Raw genomic sequence first — 20,538 nt, 5'->3', positions numbered from 1 at the left:
TATAATTCGAGTTGCGCCGATATAATTTCACATACCGTGGTTTCCGAACTCCAAACTCAAAAAAATTAAACTAACACATCAAAAGTAGTCACAAAAGAAGGGCGAGAGAAAATACTCTTTTGCTGTTCCGCATGTGGATGCGCTTGAGCCTGAGGTTTTCCTTCTGCTTGCGTGGGACGTTTTTTATGAGCGTTTTCGAATGAACGTGATTCTGTCCAGTCTTTAAAGTTTTGCTCTGTTTCCCACATCGTTAAGATGACATATGTATCGTTACTTAATGGGCGTAGAACACGGATCGCTTGGAATCCTGGTTCGTTTTCGATAAGGCCTGCGCGGTTTTTAAAGCGGTTTTCAAATACAGGGCGACCTTCGTCTGTTACAGAAATGTTGTTACAAACGATATAGCCAGGTTGTCCTTTGAATCCACCGACAGCATCTAGTACGTCATACTGAAGTGAACCTTCTACAGATTCTTCTGTATTTTCTTTATAAAACATATTTTCCTCATCATTTTTTGCAGTGAAATGTGCTTGTTCTAGAGGTGTTTCGTATGAAATAATAGCCTTCATTTTAATGCCCCCTTACTAGTTTGTTTCTATTATATCAACTCTCTTAAAAAACTTCGAAGATTATATACATAAAGATACTTCTTTTTCAAATAATAAATGTACCATCATTTGGAAAGAAGGACGATGTATGAAGAAAGTAAAGTGGACTTTATTAGGCGGCGTCGCAACGTTCGTAGTAGCGATTGTACTCTATAAACTTATCGTGTTAGCTGGTGGCTATATGATGGATGAAAAGCAGCTCGTTTTCCACTCTTCATCACGTATCGTTGACCAGAAAGGGAAAGAAATTACGAAATTATACGTAGAAAATAGAGACCTTGTACCGATCGAGCAAATTCCGAAGTATGTGCAGCAGGCGTTTGTTGCGGTGGAAGATTCTCGTTTTTATGAGCATCAAGGGATTGATTATCCGTCGATATTCCGTGCTCTTTATAAAGATACGTTAGCTAGAGAGAAGGTAGAGGGCGGTAGTACCATTACGCAGCAACTCGCTAAAAACGTCTTTTTAACTCGTGAAAAAACATTTACGCGCAAATTGAAGGAAGTCGCAATTTCTCTTCAATTAGAGCAAAAATATACGAAGCAACAAATTCTTGAAATGTATATGAATCATATTTATTTTGGTCATGGGGCTTACGGTATTCAAGCGGCAGCAAAGTTGTATTTTAATAAAAATGTTGAGGATTTAACAGTAGAGGAAGGGGCAATGCTTGCAGGCCTTCCGAAGTCACCAAACGGATATTCACCGTACTATTCTGCAGAGAAGAGTAAGGAACGCCGCGATCTAGTATTGTCACTTATGCATAAACAAGGCTATTTGACTGCAGAAGAAAGCGTTCGTTATCAAGGGAAGACAATTGCTCTATATAAAAATTTAGATGAGAATGAGCTTGCATATATGCCGTATATTGATATGGTCATAGATGAAGCCGCTCGTTTATACGGGTTGTCTCATCAAGAAGTACTTCGCGGAGGATATACGTTTGTCGTACCTATGGATGAAAAGATTCAAAAGGTAGCATATAACCAGTTTCAAGATGCAAGGAATTTTCCTGGGAAAGAAGAAGGGGCGCAAGGTGCTTTCTTATTAATGGATAATCGTACGGGAGGGATTAAAGCGGCGATTGGGGGAAGAAAGTACGTCCCGAGAGGATTTAATCGTGTTTTTGCCAAAAGGCAGCCCGGATCTGTTTTAAAACCACTTATCGTTTATGCACCAGCACTAGAAACGAAAAAGTATAATCCGTATTCTTTATTAACAAATGAAAGAAATTCTTTTGAAGGGTATGAACCTCGAAATTATAATCATGAGTATTCAAAAGAAATGACGATGTATGATGCGATTTTAGAGTCGGCAAACGTACCGGCAGTTTCTCTATTAAATGAGTTAGGGGTAGAAGAAGGAAAGCAATATTTAGAAAAAGGAAATGTCCATATTGCAGATGCTGGTTTAAGTACAGCTCTTGGGGGACTAAAAAATGGCGTTTCAACATTTGATCTTGTAAAAATGTATCGTTCATTTTTAGCAAATGGAAATATAATTGAGCCGCACGTTATTGATAAAGTATTAAATAGACACGGTGCAGTCATTGGGGAATCTCCAAAAGTAGAGACGAAAATCTTCTCGAAGCAGACAGCATGGTATATGACGAAAATGCTAGAAGGAGTTGTGAAGGAAGGGACAGCGAGAGTTGGTGTATATAACGGTGCGCTAGCTGGAAAAACAGGTACAACTTCATTGCCAAATGACGATAAGGGAGCAAGAGATATGTGGTTCGTCGGCTATACACCTAACTTAGTAGGCGCTGTTTGGATTGGTTATGACCGTACGGATAAGGAGCATCAGTTGCAAGGAGAAAGTGCATCTGCGACAAAATTGTTTAAGAAAATTTTAACGAAGGCTAATGTAGAACATAAAGAGAAGTTTATGAAGCCTGAAGGTGTGGAAACAATCGGCGCTCCGATTCGACTGCGCAAAATTGAAGATGTAAAAATGAAACTATCATTTAGCCCTTTCGGTTTATTTAAAGCAAAATTAAGTTGGAAACCACTTCTAGATAACAGAATTATGTACCGAATCTATAGAGTGGAGAACGGAATTCATACACATGTTAGCACTGTAAATGGTGCTGGGGAATATGAGGAAAAGTTCGTTAACATATTTTCAAAACCGAGCTTTTACGTTGTACCATATAATACACAAACGAATCGTGAAGGAGAAAAGTCAAAAGTAGCTAAACCATAGTTTTTCTCTGTGTTATAATAAGAATGTTGTGAAAATAGTAAGCGTTTTTAAGAATGTTTGTGTCAATTTAATGAACAACGTACATAATATTATGCATTTTGTTTTTACAAGCTGTATAGTAAAAAAAGATAAATATCGAACGTATTCGAAGCATTGGTAAGGAAGGGAGCAAGGGTCTTGGTAAGAACTATAAATGAGACATTTTTAAAAGCATGTAGGGGGGAACGTACCGATTATGTACCAGCATGGTATATGCGTCAAGCAGGTCGTTCACAGCCGGAATATAGAAAGATTAAAGAAAAGTATTCTTTATTTGAAATTACACATAATCCAGAGTTATGTGCTTACGTTACAAAATTGCCGGTTGATCAATATAACGTAGACGCAGCAATTCTTTATAAAGATATTATGTCACCACTACCTGCAATTGGTGTGGATGTAGAAATTAAATCAGGTATTGGCCCAGTTATTGATAATCCAATCCGTTCTTTACAAGACGTAGAAAAACTAGGGGAAATCAATCCAGAAGATGACGTACCGTACATACTAGATACAATTCGTTTATTAACGACAGAAATGTTAGACGTACCGTTAATCGGTTTTTCAGGAGCTCCATTTACATTAGCGAGCTATATGATTGAAGGCGGTCCATCTCGTAACTACCATAATACGAAAGCGTTCATGTATGCAGAGCCAAAAGCTTGGTTTGCTTTAATGGATAAACTAGCAGATATGGTTATTACATATTTAAAAGCGCAAATAAACGCAGGAGCAAAAGCAGTTCAAATTTTCGATTCTTGGGTTGGAACAGTAAATGTAGCAGATTATCGCGTATTTATTAAACCAGCAATGGAGCGTATTTTTGCAGAAGTTCGTAAGATGGGTGTACCGATGATTATGCACGGCGTAGGAGCTGCACACTTAGTGAATGAGTGGCACGACTTACCGCTTGATGTAGTCGGCTTAGACTGGCGCTTACCGATTGAAGAAGCACGTGCACGTGGCGTTCATAAGGCGGTACAAGGTAATATGGACCCTTCATTCTTACTTGCACCATGGTCTGTTATTGAAGAACATGTAAAAGGTATTTTAGATCAAGGGATGAAACAGCCGGGTTATATCTTTAACTTAGGTCACGGTGTATTCCCAGAAGTAAATCCGGATACATTAAAACGTTTAACTACATTTATTCATGAATACTCTAAAGGGCAGTTAGCGAAGTAAAGGAGAATTGCTGTATGAAAAAGAAAATTGGTTTGCTTGTAATGGCATACGGAACGCCATATAAAGAAGAAGATATTGAACGTTACTATACACATATTCGCAGAGGAAGAAAGCCAAGTCCTGAAATGCTGGAAGATTTAACAGAGCGTTACCGTGCAATTGGTGGTATTTCTCCTTTAGCTACTATTACATTAGAGCAAGCTAAGAAGTTAGAACAGCGTTTAAATGAAGTACAAGATGAAGTAGAGTACCATATGTATCTTGGCTTAAAACATATTGAACCGTTTATTGAAGATGCGGTGAAAGATATGCATAACGACGGAATACAAGATGCAATCGCACTTGTTCTTGCACCTCACTATTCTACGTTTAGCGTGAAATCATACGTTGGACGAGCACAAGAAGAAGCTGAGAAACTTGGAAACTTAACAATTCACGGCATTGATAGCTGGTATAAAGAGCCAAAATTCATCCAGTACTGGGTTGATGCAGTGAAAGGCATATATAACGGTATGTCAGATGCAGAGCGTGAAAAAGCAGTATTAATCGTATCTGCACATAGCTTACCAGAGAAAATTATTGCAATGGGCGATCCATATCCAGATCAATTAAATGAAACAGCGGATTATATCGCGCGCGGAGCTGAAGTAGCAAACTATGCAGTAGGCTGGCAAAGTGCAGGAAACACACCAGATCCTTGGATTGGTCCAGATGTACAAGATTTAACGAGAGAACTAAATGAAAAGCACGGTTATACTTCATTCGTATATGCACCAGTTGGATTTGTTGCGGAACATTTAGAAGTTTTATATGACAACGACTTTGAGTGTAAAGTTGTAACGGATGAAATTGGTGCGAAATATTATCGTCCAGAAATGCCAAATGCATCGGACGCATTTATTGATTGTTTAACAGATGTTGTATTAAAGAAAAAAGAATCTGTACTGTAAGAAGAAAGGGGGAGCCTGCTTGAGGAAAAAAGTTGTGATCGTCGGCGGAGGTATTACTGGATTAACAGCAATGTATAACTTACAAAAAAATATTCATGAAAAAAACTTGCCGATTGATACATTACTTATAGAAGCATCGGGTAAACTTGGCGGAAAAATTCAAACCGTTCGAAAAGATGGGTTTACAATTGAGCGCGGACCGGATTCTTTCTTAGCACGAAAAGAAAGTGCAGCTAGATTAGTGAAAGAATTGGGTCTCGGCGATGAACTTGTAAATAATCAAGCTGGTCAATCATTTATCCTCGTAAACAATCGGTTACATAAAATGCCGACTGGATCAATGATGGGAATTCCAACGCAAATTACGCCGTTTCTATTTTCCGGGCTGTTCTCCCCAATTGGTAAACTAAGAGCTGGTTTTGATCTATTAATGCCGAGGTCAAAGCCAGTATCTGACCAATCACTCGGACAATTTTTCAGACATCGTCTTGGAAACGAAGTGGTTGAAAACTTAATAGAACCGTTACTATCGGGTATTTATGCAGGGGATATTGATCAAATGAGCTTAATGTCAACATTCCCGCAAATGTATCAGATTGAGCAGAAACATCGCAGTATTTCACTCGGTATGCGTACGCTCGCTCCGAAAGAAGAGAAAGCTGAACCGAAAAAGGGAATGTTCCAAACAGTGAAAACAGGTTTAGAATCTATCGTAAAATCTCTCGAAGTAAAGATGCATGAAGGTACGATAATAAAGGGAACTCGCATTGAAAAAGTTGCAAAACAGGGTGATGGTTATACAATTACTCTTAGTAACGGAAAAGAAATAGAAGCGGACGCCATCGTAGTGGCAACTTCGCATAAAGTATTGCCGTCCATGTTTGCTCAGTACAAGCAGTTTCGTTTCTTCCGTAATATTCCATCCACATCCGTTGCAAATGTGGCACTTGCTTTCCAAAAGTCTGCAATCCAGCGTGATATTAATGGTACAGGATTTGTCGTATCACGAAATAGCGATTACACCATTACAGCATGTACGTGGACGCATAAAAAATGGCCGCATACAACGCCAGAAGGAAAAACACTCCTTCGTTGCTACGTCGGGCGTGCTGGTGATGAAGCGGTTGTAGAACAAACTGAAGAAGAACTCGTTCAGCTCGTACTAGAAGATTTAAAGAAGACGATGGACATTACAGAGGATCCAGAGTTTACAATTGTAAGTCGCTGGAAAGAAGCGATGCCTCAATATACAGTAGGCCATAACGAGCGAATGAAACAGCTCACAACATTTATGGAGAAAGAGTTGCCAGGTATATACTTGGCAGGTAGCTCCTATGCTGGCGCTGGACTTCCAGACTGTATTAATCAAGGTGAGGAAGCTGCAAAGCGTGTATTATCTCATTTGGAGAAAGTAATAGATGCTGAATTAATCGCACAATAAATTATAAGAAACGCCTTCAATCATATTGAAGGCGTTTCGTTTATTATATAAAATACTTATTCGCCAATAAACATATATAAGTTATTTGGCTTTATAACAGCATCTCCTGCATAAATAACCCACTCTGTTAAGTTATCAAAATCTAAATGATAACTATTTCCTTCACTCATATCTTCTATAAAATATGGTTCATTAATGAGTATTCCTTGAATGAAATCTTCCGTAATGTTTTGCATTTCAAACCACATATGTTCACTTTTTCCCTCTTCGTAGGATACACCAAATTTAGCAAGGAAACGAAAATCTTCATTTGATTGTTCAATGTGAAAAATGTTGCTGAAATACCCGAAAGTATTCTTCGCATTGTAAGCCATACGATCAGTTTCACTATTTGTTTTATAGAACATGAGCCCTGTAGCTTCCTCGTGTTCTTGGAAAAAGCTTTCAATATATTCTTCTGAAGTATTAAATTTGAATAAGAGAACAGATGGAGATTGATGGTATTCATCTCGGTCATCCATACCGCCTAAGAATGTATTTTGTGCATCTATTGGTTGTAGTTTCACTTCTTCATCCTCGATTGAAGATAATTGGTCCATACTCGTTTTATGCCCTATATAAGATAATCCTTTTTCCCACGGAACAGCGACTGTATGTATAGAACCTTGCTGACTATGTGCGATAACGATAGGCTCATTTATAGGGACTTGTCCATTCTCAACGGCATTATTAGCAAATGTTTGAAAGAGATCGCTAATGCCGTAGTAGGAAGAAATGCGATTTGGAATAATTAACTCTATTTCAGTTACGCCTGCTCTTAAAAGACCGTGTGTATGAAACCAATATTGCGTAGGCTCACCGTCTTTATCGTCTTCATAAATGGAATGAATAACGTATAAGTCAGGAATGTCAGGTAATAATTCATTTTCAACGTGATATTCAATATAGCTTCTAGATATCACTTTCATTGCTGCACTTGAATCGATTACAAATAACAAATCTGGGGCGAGATTCCATAAGAACTGTAACTGCTGGAAAAAGCAGTCCAGTACATCGCCTACAAATAGCGTACGAGTGAAAATTTCAGTGCCGAAAGCTGCATCTTCAAAATTACGATCTACGATTGTAGCATCTTGTCTATTGTACATTTTATATCCTTCTGGATCGTTCGGTTCATCAATATGCAGTTCATACGGTATGACTGTTTCACCCATATGTAATTCAACAATAAGGCTTGTCTCATCACTATAAACAATTTTTAAATCATCAACTTTAGTAGCGATCGTTTCTAGTCGCTGTTTTAACTGCTCAATTGTAATTCTAGTTGGTATAACGGCAATCATATCTGAAAAATGACGTTCTAATGTTCCATTCATAGCTGCGCGGTATGTTTCTGTTTGCACTTCCATCCAATCACTCCTATTCAAATGAATCCATTTTACATGCCAATAAACTTTCGATATTTTCTGTTTTCTCTCTCTAACATTATAGAGTGCATTCATAGAAGGTGTAAAATAATTATTTTGTATTGTAGTTTGAAAGCGTGTAAATTAAATAAATCTTTTGTAAAATTTGTCGAAATATCATTCTATATAACGAATCATTTGATATGATAGAAATGCTGAGAAAATATGAAATAGGGAGAGGAAAATGGCTGTGAAGAAATTGTTAAGTGTCTTTTTATCATTCTTGCTATTGTTTTCATTTACTGGAACTTTAGCGCAAGCAGAAGAAACTGCTTCTATGTCAGTAGAAAAAGCAATTCAAGTATTTAAGCAGCAAGGGAAAACGAAGGGGATTGTGGAAGGATATATTGTTGGATATACGCAAAGTTCTTCTAAATATACGAAGGATCCAGCTAAGTTTGATGATACAAACGTAGCAATTGCAGATTCACCAAACGAAACGAATCCAGACAAAATCCTGCCCGTTCAGTTGCCAAAAGGTGATGTGAGAACGGCAGTGAATGTAAAAGATCACCCTGAAAATATCGGGAAGAAAGTTAGTTTGACTGGGACTCTTGAATTATATTTTAGTAACCCAGGTCTAAAATCAGTAACAGCTTATAAGTTTCAAGGTGAAGGACAAAACCGTGTTAGCGATGTAGTAGCTTCACCGAACGGTGGAGAAGTTGCTAAAGGAACAGCGGTAACATTAACGACGAATACAGAAGGCGCAACAATCTACTATACGTTAGATGGCTCTAATCCTACTAATAAAAGCGTTCGTTATAATGGACAAATTATAGTGAATGAAAATAGTGTAGTGAAAGCAATCGCAGAAAAAGAAGGACTTACTTCTTCAGCAATCTCGACATTTTCATTTATTATCGTAAATAATGAACAGGTTCGTATTCATGACATTCAAGGGAAATCACATATCTCTCCTTACAACGGGAAGAAAGTAAACAATGTGGAAGGCGTTGTCACAGCGCTTGATAAAAACGGCTTTTATATAGAAGATAATCAGCCAGATAATGATCCAGCTACTTCAGAAGGTATGTACGTATATAAAAAAGATGCGAATGTAGCAGTAGGAGATCTTATTCAAGTCGATGGAGTAGTAGAAGAATATGTTGGACCAGGATATGCAGAGCGATTTGAAACAGACTTAACGACGACTGAAATTAAAGCGAGCCGCGTTGCTGTAATCGCAAAAGATCAATCTTTGCCGGCACCGATTGTACTCGGGGAAAACGGTGTGAAAATTCCGGACCAGATTATTGATAATGATGCATTTGGTTTATTTGATCCAAGTGAAGATGCAATCGACTTCTATGAAAGTATTGAAGGTATGCGTGTTACGATGCCAACACCAAAAATTATTGCACCTCAGAAAAACGGAAATTTATATGTAACAGTAAAAAATGGTGGAGATAAAATAGTAACACAATATGGCACACCTTTATTAGATGAAAATCAATTAAACCCAGAGCGCCTTTCTGTAAAAGTACCTCGCGATTATGTAGCAAAAGTAGGAGATACTTTCACTGGAGATATAACAGGGGTAGTAGGATATGATTACGGTTCTTTCCGTATTTCACCAATAACAGAACTGCCAGCTGTGGTGGATGGTGGATTTAAGCAAGTAGGGGCAAATATTCAGCCACGTCTTGATAAGTTAACGGTTGCTACATATAACATTGAAAACTTCTCAGCGAATAAAAAAGAAACAACAGATGAAAAAGTAAAAGCGTTAGCGTATTCTATTAAATACAATTTAAAAATGCCAGATATTATCGGTGTAGAGGAAATGCAAGATAATAACGGATCAATTAATGACGGTACAACAGATGCGTCATTAAGCGCAAAACGTATCATTGATGCAGTTCTAGAAATTCGTGGACCGAAGTATGAGTATGTAGAAATCGCTCCAAACAATAATCAAGATGGAGGAGCACCAGGAGCGAATATTCGCGTCGGCTTCTTCTATAATCCATCACGCGTGAAATTAGCGACGGTACCGAAGTTACTTGATAAGAATGTTGTTCGTATTGGAGACGAAAATCCATTGTTTGAAAGTACACGTAAACCGCTAGCGGCAGAATTTACGTTCCAAGGACAAAACATTGTTGTCGTTGCAAATCACTTAAACTCAAAACTAGGAGATGCAACGCCATTTGGAAAAGTGCAGCCGCTCGTATTAAAGAGTGAAGACAAACGAATTCAGTTAGCACAAGAAGTAAATCATTTTGTGCAAGGAATTCAGAAAAAGAATACGAATGCACCAGTTGTTGTGTTAGGTGATATGAACGATTTCGAATTCTCTAAACCACTAAAAACACTAGAGGGAACAATCTTAAAAGATATGTTAAACACAGTGCCGAAAGAGAACCGCTACACGTACATTCATGAAGGAAATGCACAAGTGTTAGATCATATTTTAGTAACAAACAACATCGCACCGCACACAATTGTAGACCCAGTACACTTAAACTCAAACATTATGAAAGAACACGGACGTGTAAGTGACCACGACCCAGTACTTGCTCAAATTGATTTGAAGAAGGCTTCTTAAAGTGGGGAACGCTTAGGTGACTAAGCGTTCTTTTTTTGCATCGTTATAGAATAGTATAAAGAGATGATTCCTTTTTTTTGTAATCTAATGATAAAATAGATTGAATATTCAGTTTTTTTGACAAGGGGGACAACAATGCAGTTACAAATAAATGGAAAGGTAATGAATCAGTTTGCAATTTTTTTTAGTACGATTGTCATGCTTCAGTTTGTAGCTGATATAACAGGACTTACAAGCAATCTAGATATTACGTATAACTTAATACATACAGCAGCTTCTTATATAACATTTAGTTTGGCGGTTATTTTCACTTTAATAGGTGCAAGAAGAGAATTAAGTAAATATGCAATTGTTTCATTATGTTTAGTAATAGCGATTAAAGCGATTTATTTTGTAGCGGTTGTTATTTTATGGGGATTGGCTGGTACACCGTAAGTGAATAGTAAATAAAACCCTAATTTCCAATATAGTAAGGAAATTAGGGTTTTATTATACTTGAAACGCTTTTCTACACCGCTCTCTTTTTTGCAACCTTCTTCTATATTTTTTTTTATCACGTTTTACTCCTTGTATATACATGATTAAGCTAACGAGGAGGAAGAATGCACATTGTATTGTCAAAATATACGGCGACATGCCATGCAAAGGTTGTTTTGGGTCATATAAATGAAAAGGAGCTCCGCCTATTGTAGGGAATATCGTATTTAGCAGGACGTATGGAATGGAGGCAACTGCAAATGGGAAAAGAATCGCCATATAGTCCTTTTGTGACCACGCAGATGCAGCAAGTCCTAAAAGGGCCATTAAACCTGCAAATAAAAAATTAATTCCGATATATACAGTAATGTAAGTGAGGGGAGATTCGTAATATAAGTTTGCAAACATCCCATTATCATTTATAATGCCTGAACCAGCCGTCGGTTCTCCGTCTGGAATGGTTAATTTGCAAAATAATAACGATAAGATGAACGGAAATGTATAAAGAAGTCCGCCACAAAAGAATGTAACAATATATTTCGTTACTGAATAAGGGAACAAAGAAATTCCTTTACTTACAAACGGTTTAAAACCATCTGATTTATCCGAATTGTAACTTGTACTAAAGGGGAAACTGGCAATAACGGGCATTAATAATAAATAAACATCCATTTCATTGTCGCGAAATCCAATCCATTTAAAAGCTGTTGTTACAAACGCATCCGTTCCATCCCCAATGTAACGAATTACATAATAATAATGGTAAATAAAAATAAGAGCTAGTCCACTAAACATAATAATTAAAGAAACACGATTACAAAAAGCTTGCTTTATATTTAAACGAAGTGCACGCATCATGACTGAAAAAGCCTCCACTGTTTTGATAAACTTGTCTATTTTCTATATTACTATTAATTGTAAAGATTTTCTTGTTTTTTTATTTGATTATTTGAAAAAGAGGAATTTTGTTGTTGGTAAGTAAGGTTTAGCTGAAATTAATTTTTCTAAAATATGGTTGACAATTAAGTATTACATTTGTAATCTTAATTATAGATTACAAATGTAATACTTAGGAGTGAAATATACTATGACAAATCAATTACCTAAAATATCTGAAGCAGAATTAGAAATTATGAAAGTGCTTTGGTCGAATTCTCCGCAAACAGCGAATGAAATTATAGAAGAACTGGAAGATGCAATGGACTGGAAACCGAAAACAATCCGCACATTAATTAATCGATTAGTGCAAAAGGAAGCCGTTTCTTACCATCAAGATAAAGGGCGTATGTACGCTTATTACCCGTTAGTATCACAAGATAATTATTTGCAAGTGGAAACGAAATCTTTACTAAAGCGTTTTTGCGGTGCAGCGTTTAAGCCATTACTTGTTAATTTCTTAAAAGAGGAGAAATTATCTTCAGAAGATATTAATGAATTAAAACGCATTTTAGATGAGAAGACAGAGGAGAATAAGAGGAAGGATCGATAAAAATGATAAACACGCTTATAAATGTATACCTTCCTCATTTTTTTGATTGGCTTATAGAAACGTCACTTATGGCTAGCATATTAGTCGGATTTATTTTATGTATAAAAGTTCTATTTAGAAATAAATTAACCCCCCGGTGGCAATATATGCTGTGGATCGTATTAATGATAAGACTCCTTTTACCGTGGTCGCCAGATAGCTCTTATAGCATTTACTCATTACTTTCTTATAGTTCTAGCGTATCGGAAGTTATTCCAAAAAATATGCCGGCTACTGAGAATATAGTGAACATAGAAAGCGATCGAAAAGTGGAATTGGAATCAAATTCTAAAATGGTGACAAAAACTAGCGAACCGGAAGTAAAAGTCAGTTCGGAAAAACAGACTACATTTTCTTTATACAAACTTGCTTTGTATGTGTGGCTAGCTGGGGTAATCATATTAGCAGCCATCACGTTTCTTACAAATAGACGTTTATATTCTTACATAAAGAAACAACCGGATATTACGGACGAACAGGTCACTACAGTGTTTAATCGCTGTAAGCAGTCTATGAAAATGAAGAAGGCAGTTTCATTACGTCTTGCAGGAAAGATTGCAAGTCCAACGGTTTTTAGTTTCTTTCGCCCGAAAGTATTACTATCAAAAAAACATATGAAAGTATTAAATGAACAACAATTACAATATGTCTTTTACCATGAGTTAGCTCATATTAAGAGAAACGATGTAGCTGTAAATTGGATTATGTACAGTTTAATCCTATTAAATTGGTTCAATCCAATTCTTTGGTACGCCTATTTTTGTATGCGAGAAGATCAAGAATTAGCCTGTGATGCATATGCACTTACTTTTATAGATAAAGAGGAACAAATTGCATACGGTCATACAATTATTACCCTTTTAGAACACTATTCCTATCAAGTACCAAGCCTAGCAAATTTAAGTAGAAATAAACGAACACTAAAAAGGAGAATCATTATGATTAAAAAATTCCAAAAGAAATCGTATCGTCTTTCTTTACTCGGAGTTATTGTCATAGTTGCTATAGCATCCCTTTCTTTATTCAACGCACGTACAACGGAAGGAAAAGAAAAGCAAGAGGATAAAGTAGAGCAGTCAAAGGATGCTTTCCAAAATGCTGTAGATACATTATTTGGTACAGAGGAAAAGGCGAGAAAAGAGTGGGGGATGTCAAAATGGCAATATGAAAACCGAACAGCCTTTTTATATCATGCTGAAAAAGCTTTAACAAAGGAAGAGTTTGAGAATTATGTGCAGTTATATAAAGAGGTATTGCAGATCGAGAAAAAAGGATTAGTTAGATTAAACTTACCCGAAAAATTCCAAGGGGATATAAAAGAGGTGAAAGAAGAGCGCTTAAGTACAGAAAATCGTGAAAAATTAAAAGAAATTCATAATAAAACAACTCCTTATGAGGATAAGGTAGGGAAATATTTAACATATACAGTTGAAGAAGTGCAGCAACATGTTGATTTCCAAATCAAGAGGCCAACTTATACAATTAAAGGATATACCCAAAAAGACGAAAGAGTGAATTATTATCTTAAGATAAAACCGGAATTCACTATTGAATTAGAATATACGAACGGAAAAGGAAATTATACAATTTCTCAATCGCAAGTTTTTGGGGAAAGCAAAGACCCATTTAGCCACCAGTTTATAGTGCCTGAAAATATAGAAAAGTACGAACTAGAAGGTAATCAAATATTCTACGCTACTCATCACTCGGATAGTAATTTACAAGGTATGAAGATGATTGTTCCAGCAAAAGGGAAAAATAGTGCATACCAAATCGTTATTATTAATCATAGTTTAGAGAACCCAGGAGAAGCAGTATTCGATAAGAATGTAAATAAAGAAGAATTAGAGAAAATTATGCTTTCTATGTTGAAATAGCAAAAAGGTGTTCTTAAGATGTATATCTCTAGAACATCTTTTCCTTTTCTCTTTTCTTCTGATAAACTATGGAAAGTATGATATACACTGACTGAAATTTTTTTATACTGGAAATAATAAAAGAGAACTTGTATAGAATGTAAGCGTGTGGTAATATCAAAGATGTACTGATTGACTATATTATCCAATTGGTCATTTTTGGAGGTGATGATGTGGCAATAGATCGAAAACGTTCTATTATTGAGGCTGCAACAAAGTCTTTTTCAGCGTTCGGCTATAAAGCAACAACGATGGATCAAGTAGCGAAGTTAGCGAATGTAGGGAAAGGAACGATTTATACTTTTTTCAAAAATAAAGAAGAGTTATTTGGTGAAATTATTTCTAATTTAATTACAGAAATGAAGCAAGTTGCAGAAAGTGCAATTCGTTCAGATGTTTCATTTTTTGAAAATGTACATAGAGCATTATATAGCATCTTGGAATTTAGAAAAGAACATCAGCTCATGATTAAATTAATTCAAGAAGAGCGCGATATGGGAACGAAAGAAGTACAAGAAGTGATGCAACAAGTTGATGTGGAAATCGTTTCTGTTATTCAATCGTATTTAAAGATTGCGATTGAAAAAGGTGAAATTAGCAAATGTGATCCAGAAATTACAGCATTTATTATGCTTCGTCTATATGTATCGCTTATTTTTGATTGGGAAAAAAATCACGAACCGCTAGAAAAAGAAAAAATTGCAGAGTTATTTGAACTTTATTTACTAAAAGGATTGTCAAACTAAGATAATCCTTTTAATTTTATAAAAAATGACCAAATGAACAATACGGTCATATATTTAAGTTAAGGGGGAATATAGAAAAATTATAATCATAATAAGAAAAAGTTGCATAGTAATAAATTCGGGGATAAGGCATATGTATGAACAAGTATAGCCTTTTTGTTTGGGTAAAAATGACTATATGAACATTTTGGTCATTTTATAAAAGGGGGAGAAATTATGAAAGGGAATCAGTTACTTCGGAAAGAGTTCACGGAAATTATAAAAAGTAAAAAAATATTAATTCCAATTATTGCGGTCTTATTCGTACCGATTTTATATGCAGGGATGTTTTTGTGGGCCTTTTGGGATCCGTATAAACAGTTAGATGACTTACCAGTTGCAGTAGTCAATTTAGATAAAGGCGCAGTATTTGATGGGAAATCAATTGAGGTCGGAAAAGGGCTCGTTGATAATTTAAAAGATAATAAAAGTTTTAAATGGGAGTTCGTAAGTGAAAAAGAAGCGAAGAAAGGAATGGAAGCTAGAAAGTATTACATGTTAGTGCGCATTCCAGATGACTTCTCAAGTAACGCTACAACGTTACTAAAAGACAATCCAAAGCCATTAAACTTAGAGTACATTCCAAACGAAAGCTTAAACTTCTTATCTTCACAAATTGGAGGAACAGCCATTGAAAAGATTAAAACTGAAGTATCAAGCACGTTAACGAAAACATATGCAGAGAAAATGTTTGATTCCATTCAAGACGTCTCAAAAGGATTAGCAGATGGGGCGGAAGGAGCAAATAAACTACACGACGGATCAAGTGAGCTGCATGATGGTTCAAGTAAAGTGACGGATGGCCTTCATACACTTCAAGGGAAATCTGGGGAGATGAAGGATGGAGTTCAGAAATTAGCAGATGGATCTAATAAATTAGTAGATGGATCAGGCAAAGTAACAAACGGTTTAAATGTGCTAAATAGTAAAACAGGTGAAATGCAGGTAGGTATCGGAAAATTAGTAGATGGGTCAGGCAAAGTAACAAATGGTTTAAATACGCTAAATAGCAAAACAGGTGAAATGCAGATAGGTATAGGGAAATTAGTAGATGGGTCAGGCAAAGTAACAAATGGTTTAAATACACTAAATAGCAAAACAGGTGAAATGCAGATAGGTATAGGGAAATTAGTAGATGGGTCAGGCAAAGTAACAGATGGTTTACACGTATTAAATAACAATGCAGGTATCGGAAAATTAGTAGATGGATCAGGCAAAGTAACAGATGGTTTACATGCATTAAATAGCAATGCAGGTATTGGGAAACTAGTAGATGGATCAGGCAAAGTAACAGATGGTTTACATGCATTAAATAGCAATGCAGGTATTGGGAAGTTAGTAGACGGATCGGGCAAAGTAACAGACGGTTTAAATACGTTAAATAGTAAAACGGGTGAGTTGCGTGATGGATCTGAGAAAGTGACCGGTGGCTTGAACAAATTAGTAAGTAAATCCGGTGAATTAAAAACAGGAACAACGGATCTATCAAATGGTATGGGAAAACTTGTTGAAGGGCAAAGCCAATTAGAGGAAGGTTCTCAAGCGATCCAAAAGGGATTGCAAGAGTTAAATAGTAACGTACAAAAGTCTGCTGCAGGCTTAGAGGAAATGCAGTCGAAAGTTCCTTCTATATTGAATACAGTAAATGAAAAAATAGATGGAGCTGGGGCGAATGTAAATCAGTTAAATGAACTTACACAATCAACAGCAGGAGATGCAAAAAATGCAGCACAAGAGGTAGCGAATTTACAAAAGCAAATTGAAAGTTTACCAAAAGAATATCAAGAGCAGTTACAGCCATTCGTAACAAGTGCTGTAAAAAGTACAGCGACAGTTCAGCAAAAAGCTGCCGGAGTAGCAGGTGGAACAAATAAATTAAATGAAGAAGTGAAACAATTAAAAGGTGAAATACATCAAACAACAAATGGGTTGCAAAAAAACTTACCAAATCCAGCAGGGATAAAAACTCTAGCAGGTGCTATTGAGAAACTAACGAGCGCACAAAATGAATTTGTTAGTAAGTTTCATGGATTTGGTGAGGGATTAGATAATGCAAAAATAGGTGCCGATAAATTAAAAGATGGATCAGTTCAATTAATTGATGGAGTAACGCAATTGCAAAGTGGCTCTGGAAAAGTGACAGCAGGATTAGGTCAATTATCTGCAGGAGTAAATCAATTAGCAGATGGGTCTGGTCAAGTAACAGGAGGTTTAGGAACATTATCTGTAGGAGTATCCAAATTAGCAGATGGGTCTGGTCAAGTAACAGGCGGTTTAGGGACATTATCTGTAGGTGTAACGAAATTAGCAGATGGCTCAAGCCAAGTAACAGGTGGTTTAGGAACATTATCTGCAGGAGTAAATCAATTAGCAGATGGCTCGGGTAAAGTAACAGGCGGTTTAGGTGCATTATCTGCAGGAGCAAATCAAATGGCAGGTGGTGTACATCAATTAGCAGATGGCTCAAGTCAAGTAACAGGCGGCCTAGGTCAATTATCTGCAGGAGCAAACCAAATGGCAGGTGGAGTAAATCAATTAGCAGATGGCTCGAGTAAAGTAACAGGCGGTTTAGGTACATTATCTGTAGGAGCAAATCAAATGGCAGGTGGAGTAAATCAATTAGCAGACGGATCTGGTCAAGTAACAACGGGCTTAGGTACTCTAAATGGTGGCCTAAATCAAATGTCAAATGGCTCAACCCAGCTAATCGACGGCGTAAATAAACTAGCAGATGGCTCAGGAAAAGTAACAGATGGTCTCGTAAAAGTAAACGACGGTTCAGGTGAACTTGCAGAGAAACTTGGCGAAGGGGCAGAGAAAACTGGGGAAGTAAAAGGAACGGATAAAACGTATGATATGTTTGCAAGTCCTGTAAAAGTGAAGACAGAGAAAATGGCGGAAGTTCCTAACTACGGAACTGGATTTACGCCGTATTTCTTATCACTCGGTTTATTTGTTGGGGCATTATTATTATCTATCGTATACCCATTACGTGATACAGTAGGCGTTCCAAAATCAGGATTTAGTTGGTTTATTAGTAAGTTCGGTGTTTTACTATCAGTTGGTATTATTCAAGCGATAGTAGCAGATGTTATATTACTGTTCGGATTGGGTGTAGAAGTACAAAGCATTCCATACTTCATACTCTTTAGTATCATTACAAGTTTAGCATTTATCGCATTAATTCAATGTTTAGTAACAGCATTCGGTGATGCAGGCCGTTTTATCGCCATCATCACATTAATTATGCAGCTTACAACGAGTGCCGGAACATTCCCGCTAGAATTGATTCCGAAGTTTTTACAACCATTCAATGCTTGGTTACCGATGACATATTCTGTATCAGGATTGAAAGCAGTCGTATCGAGTGGAGACTTTGACTTCATGTGGCAAAACATAGGAATGCTCATGATCTTTATCGTTGTATTATCACTTGGAACGATCGCTTCCTTAACTTTGATGCACAAACGACAATTTAAAAATGTTGCTGAAAATCAATCGGTTGAAGCGTAGATAAAAGCACCTTTTTGGTGCTTTTTTATTTTAATAGAGGGCACATCTTTTCCTTAGTTCATCTATAAATCTTTCTAAAAGCTATAGAAACGAAAGAAAAGGAATTACAACAATTTACAGAGAAACATAGGGTAGAGGAGTTGATATGATGAAAGGCAATCTTACTTATTATTTTATCGTAAATCCGCTAATAATCTTTCTTGTTTACGCCCTTTCACCTATATTGTTTGATAAAGAAGTATATACAAGTATGAAAGATGCATTTGGAATACTTACGTTCTATTATGTGTTAATGGGTGGATATTACTTTATTGATATTTTAAGTGAAAAGATAAAGAAAAAAAGTGATGGAGGATAACAAAATGACTGAAAGTGAAATAAAATTCCGGGATACGACCATTCGTAACTTTTTCGATAAAGAGGATCGTTTAAAATCGATTCCAGGTCAAAAGAAGAAAAAACTAGTATTGTTAGAGCATTTAATTAGCAAGTTAAATGCTGAAAATCAATATACAGAAAAAGAAATGAATACATTTATAAAACAATATCATGATGATTTTTGTACAATTAGACGTGAATTTATTGTACAGGGGTTTATGAATAGAGAGGATAATATGTACTGTATAAACGGGAGGGAAGTTTGGACGAAGTGGGAGGAGTTAAAATAATGAATCAGCGAGGGGATCCCCGCTGATTATAAGCCTGTGCTAGTCTTGCTGTTTCTTTGTAGTAAGTCTATGAACGCTTCAACATTCGAACTTGTAATGTATCCAAGCGTTATATATTCATCTTCATAGTAAAATATTATTTTTTTGTCAAAGATTCTTCTCTTCGTTTCTATGGATAGAATTTTTTCATAATCAAATTCGGCAATGAATGTGTTTTTATATTGGCTAAAAAAGAGAAGTCTTTGATTAGTAGCAAGTAACATGCCAGGATACGGGACTTTATGCGTAATTATATAGCCAGTAAGTGAACATTTTAAAGTAGATAAAACCTTTTCTTCTTTATGTAATAGTTGTTTTGCAGCTGTTAAGATTGGATTCATTGCATACATTCCTTTTATTTTGATGTATGAATATTGTATCAAGAGTAAAAAGATTCTCAATATGTAATATTGCATATTGGGCGTTTTATAGTTGTAATATTATTTTTCAAAAGAAAAAGTACGAGGTGATTTAATGATACGGTTAGTAAAAGAGACTGATGCAGAAGCAATTATGAATATTAGAAAAGAAATTATATTATCGGAAACTACTACAAAATTTTTCATAGTATCCCCAAAGAAGTTACCGAATGATATGAATGCAGAAAGAGAAAAGATACGGAAAAGTAATGAGAAAGGTAATCTTTATATCGTGTATGAAGTAGATGGGAAGGTAGTTGGCTTTTTAATTTTCAACCGATATGAACTAGAACGGTTACAACACGCAGGCACAATGGGAATGGGGATTAAAGAGGCGTATTGTAATCAAGGCATCGGCACGAAATTAATTGAATTTCTTATTAGTTGGGCGAAAGGGCAGAAAGGTTTAGAGAAAATTTGTTTAGGTGTAGTTTCTGTTAATGATCGGGCAATTAAAGTGTACAAACGTATGGGCTTTGTAGAAGAAGGCAGACAACGAAAGCAAATAAAGTATGAAGATGGATCATATGGAGATGACGTATTGATGGGGTTTTATATTGAATAAAGGATATATGGTATTAAGAAAAGGAATGTACATAACGTAAATTTCTAAAAGCAGTATATTGCCCATGCATTAACAGACTTTTACCTATGTATAATATTAATATAGTAAAATCATAACAACCGATATTGCAGTTTCCAATAATATACTATATAATCAATTTAAGAAAACGTTTTCATGCAAAG

The 20,538-nt window shown here is 36.1% G+C and carries 17 protein-coding genes; 13 read left to right on the top strand and 4 right to left on the bottom strand.

Features of this window, described 5'->3' with window-relative positions:
* Positions 1–65 precede the first annotated feature (65 nt).
* On the bottom strand, positions 66–569 hold the full coding sequence (hmoB, locus tag ACS2CR_RS07885) for a heme-degrading monooxygenase HmoB (RefSeq protein WP_053513567.1): 504 nt from the start codon (positions 567–569) through the stop codon (positions 66–68).
* Positions 570–696: 127 nt separating this feature from the next.
* Between hmoB and ACS2CR_RS07880 the strand changes: the two genes are divergently transcribed.
* The 4 genes from ACS2CR_RS07880 (at position 697) to hemY (ending at position 6,429) form a co-directional block, all read left to right on the top strand.
* The gene (locus ACS2CR_RS07880) at positions 697–2,814 is read left to right on the top strand and encodes a transglycosylase domain-containing protein (RefSeq protein WP_153602432.1); all 2,118 of its coding nucleotides are present in this window, start codon (positions 697–699) and stop codon (positions 2,812–2,814) included.
* A 177-nt stretch (positions 2,815–2,991) separates the two neighbouring features.
* Positions 2,992–4,038: a uroporphyrinogen decarboxylase gene (gene hemE, locus ACS2CR_RS07875; RefSeq protein WP_000252605.1), complete on the top strand. Its 1,047-nt coding sequence runs from the start codon at positions 2,992–2,994 to the stop codon at positions 4,036–4,038.
* A gap of 14 nt (positions 4,039–4,052) precedes the next feature.
* Entirely contained in the window at positions 4,053–4,988 is a 936-nt protein-coding gene (gene hemH, locus ACS2CR_RS07870) for a ferrochelatase (protein WP_000726800.1), read from the top strand.
* Between the two features lie 19 nt (positions 4,989–5,007).
* Positions 5,008–6,429 (top strand): protoporphyrinogen oxidase, encoded by a 1,422-nt coding sequence (hemY, locus tag ACS2CR_RS07865; RefSeq protein ID WP_001228110.1) that lies wholly within the window; start codon positions 5,008–5,010, stop codon positions 6,427–6,429.
* 56 nt (positions 6,430–6,485) lie between these two features.
* Here hemY and ACS2CR_RS07860 read toward each other — a convergent pair whose 3' ends face one another.
* Positions 6,486–7,838 carry a DUF4026 domain-containing protein gene (locus ACS2CR_RS07860; protein WP_000453717.1) on the bottom strand — a complete coding sequence of 451 codons (1,353 nt, stop codon included), beginning with the start codon at positions 7,836–7,838 and terminating at the stop codon, positions 6,486–6,488.
* 241 nt (positions 7,839–8,079) lie between these two features.
* Between ACS2CR_RS07860 and ACS2CR_RS07855 the strand changes: the two genes are divergently transcribed.
* Both ACS2CR_RS07855 and ACS2CR_RS07850 read left to right on the top strand, forming a co-directional pair.
* A complete protein-coding gene (locus ACS2CR_RS07855; RefSeq protein ID WP_053513569.1) occupies positions 8,080–10,446 on the top strand; it encodes a DUF6359 domain-containing protein in 2,367 nt (788 codons plus the stop codon).
* 135 nt (positions 10,447–10,581) lie between these two features.
* Positions 10,582–10,881, top strand: coding sequence for a hypothetical protein (locus ACS2CR_RS07850; protein WP_001176848.1), 300 nt, complete (start codon positions 10,582–10,584; stop codon positions 10,879–10,881).
* Between the two features lie 54 nt (positions 10,882–10,935).
* Here ACS2CR_RS07850 and ACS2CR_RS07845 read toward each other — a convergent pair whose 3' ends face one another.
* A complete protein-coding gene (locus tag ACS2CR_RS07845; protein WP_000984162.1) occupies positions 10,936–11,781 on the bottom strand; it encodes a hypothetical protein in 846 nt (281 codons plus the stop codon).
* Positions 11,782–12,010: 229 nt separating this feature from the next.
* Here ACS2CR_RS07845 and ACS2CR_RS07840 point away from each other — a divergent pair, with 229 nt between their 5' ends.
* The 6 genes from ACS2CR_RS07840 to ACS2CR_RS07815 all read left to right on the top strand — a co-directional run bounded on the left by ACS2CR_RS07840 (position 12,011) and on the right by ACS2CR_RS07815 (position 19,333).
* The gene (locus ACS2CR_RS07840; protein WP_000184503.1) at positions 12,011–12,412 is read left to right on the top strand and encodes a BlaI/MecI/CopY family transcriptional regulator; all 402 of its coding nucleotides are present in this window, start codon (positions 12,011–12,013) and stop codon (positions 12,410–12,412) included.
* A gap of 2 nt (positions 12,413–12,414) precedes the next feature.
* Entirely contained in the window at positions 12,415–14,328 is a 1,914-nt protein-coding gene (locus ACS2CR_RS07835) for a M56 family metallopeptidase (protein WP_074644249.1), read from the top strand.
* Between the two features lie 212 nt (positions 14,329–14,540).
* The gene (locus ACS2CR_RS07830; RefSeq protein WP_000963381.1) at positions 14,541–15,113 is read left to right on the top strand and encodes a TetR/AcrR family transcriptional regulator; all 573 of its coding nucleotides are present in this window, start codon (positions 14,541–14,543) and stop codon (positions 15,111–15,113) included.
* Positions 15,114–15,329: 216 nt separating this feature from the next.
* Positions 15,330–18,665, top strand: coding sequence for a YhgE/Pip domain-containing protein (locus ACS2CR_RS07825; protein ID WP_153602433.1), 3,336 nt, complete (start codon positions 15,330–15,332; stop codon positions 18,663–18,665).
* Between the two features lie 145 nt (positions 18,666–18,810).
* Complete coding sequence (locus tag ACS2CR_RS07820) at positions 18,811–19,023, top strand: hypothetical protein (RefSeq protein ID WP_001986098.1); 213 nt, start codon at positions 18,811–18,813, stop codon at positions 19,021–19,023.
* 4 nt (positions 19,024–19,027) lie between these two features.
* Positions 19,028–19,333: a DUF2087 domain-containing protein gene (locus ACS2CR_RS07815; RefSeq protein ID WP_053513575.1), complete on the top strand. Its 306-nt coding sequence runs from the start codon at positions 19,028–19,030 to the stop codon at positions 19,331–19,333.
* Between the two features lie 26 nt (positions 19,334–19,359).
* On the opposite strand, the gene ACS2CR_RS07810 is transcribed toward ACS2CR_RS07815, so the two are convergent.
* Entirely contained in the window at positions 19,360–19,713 is a 354-nt protein-coding gene (locus tag ACS2CR_RS07810) for a PH domain-containing protein (protein WP_053513578.1), read from the bottom strand.
* Between the two features lie 133 nt (positions 19,714–19,846).
* On the opposite strand from ACS2CR_RS07810, the gene ACS2CR_RS07805 reads away from it, so the two are divergent.
* Positions 19,847–20,356 (top strand): GNAT family N-acetyltransferase, encoded by a 510-nt coding sequence (locus ACS2CR_RS07805; protein ID WP_000620467.1) that lies wholly within the window; start codon positions 19,847–19,849, stop codon positions 20,354–20,356.
* Positions 20,357–20,538: the final 182 nt, after the last annotated feature.

Source organism: Bacillus cereus group sp. BceL291 (genome assembly GCF_051776705.1).
Lineage (GTDB): Bacteria > Bacillota > Bacilli > Bacillales > Bacillaceae_G > Bacillus_A > Bacillus_A cereus.
The sequence above is the reverse complement of the archived record's forward strand: the minus strand, read 5'-3'. Positions and strand labels throughout refer to the sequence as shown.

What these genes read in the sequence shown, in the direction of transcription:
- hmoB (WP_053513567.1), bottom strand. Translation starts at nt 569, where the DNA reads ATGAAGGCTATTATTTCATACGAAACACCTCTAGAACAAGCACATTTC.
- ACS2CR_RS07880 (WP_153602432.1), top strand. Translation starts at nt 697, where the DNA reads ATGAAGAAAGTAAAGTGGACTTTATTAGGCGGCGTCGCAACGTTCGTA.
- hemH (WP_000726800.1), top strand. Translation starts at nt 4,053, where the DNA reads ATGAAAAAGAAAATTGGTTTGCTTGTAATGGCATACGGAACGCCATAT.
- ACS2CR_RS07860 (WP_000453717.1), bottom strand. Translation starts at nt 7,838, where the DNA reads ATGGAAGTGCAAACAGAAACATACCGCGCAGCTATGAATGGAACATTA.
- ACS2CR_RS07855 (WP_053513569.1), top strand. Translation starts at nt 8,080, where the DNA reads ATGGCTGTGAAGAAATTGTTAAGTGTCTTTTTATCATTCTTGCTATTG.
- ACS2CR_RS07850 (WP_001176848.1), top strand. Translation starts at nt 10,582, where the DNA reads ATGCAGTTACAAATAAATGGAAAGGTAATGAATCAGTTTGCAATTTTT.
- ACS2CR_RS07845 (WP_000984162.1), bottom strand. Translation starts at nt 11,781, where the DNA reads ATGATGCGTGCACTTCGTTTAAATATAAAGCAAGCTTTTTGTAATCGT.
- ACS2CR_RS07840 (WP_000184503.1), top strand. Translation starts at nt 12,011, where the DNA reads ATGACAAATCAATTACCTAAAATATCTGAAGCAGAATTAGAAATTATG.
- ACS2CR_RS07835 (WP_074644249.1), top strand. Translation starts at nt 12,415, where the DNA reads ATGATAAACACGCTTATAAATGTATACCTTCCTCATTTTTTTGATTGG.
- ACS2CR_RS07825 (WP_153602433.1), top strand. Translation starts at nt 15,330, where the DNA reads ATGAAAGGGAATCAGTTACTTCGGAAAGAGTTCACGGAAATTATAAAA.
- ACS2CR_RS07820 (WP_001986098.1), top strand. Translation starts at nt 18,811, where the DNA reads ATGATGAAAGGCAATCTTACTTATTATTTTATCGTAAATCCGCTAATA.
- ACS2CR_RS07815 (WP_053513575.1), top strand. Translation starts at nt 19,028, where the DNA reads ATGACTGAAAGTGAAATAAAATTCCGGGATACGACCATTCGTAACTTT.
- ACS2CR_RS07810 (WP_053513578.1), bottom strand. Translation starts at nt 19,713, where the DNA reads ATGAATCCAATCTTAACAGCTGCAAAACAACTATTACATAAAGAAGAA.
- ACS2CR_RS07805 (WP_000620467.1), top strand. Translation starts at nt 19,847, where the DNA reads ATGATACGGTTAGTAAAAGAGACTGATGCAGAAGCAATTATGAATATT.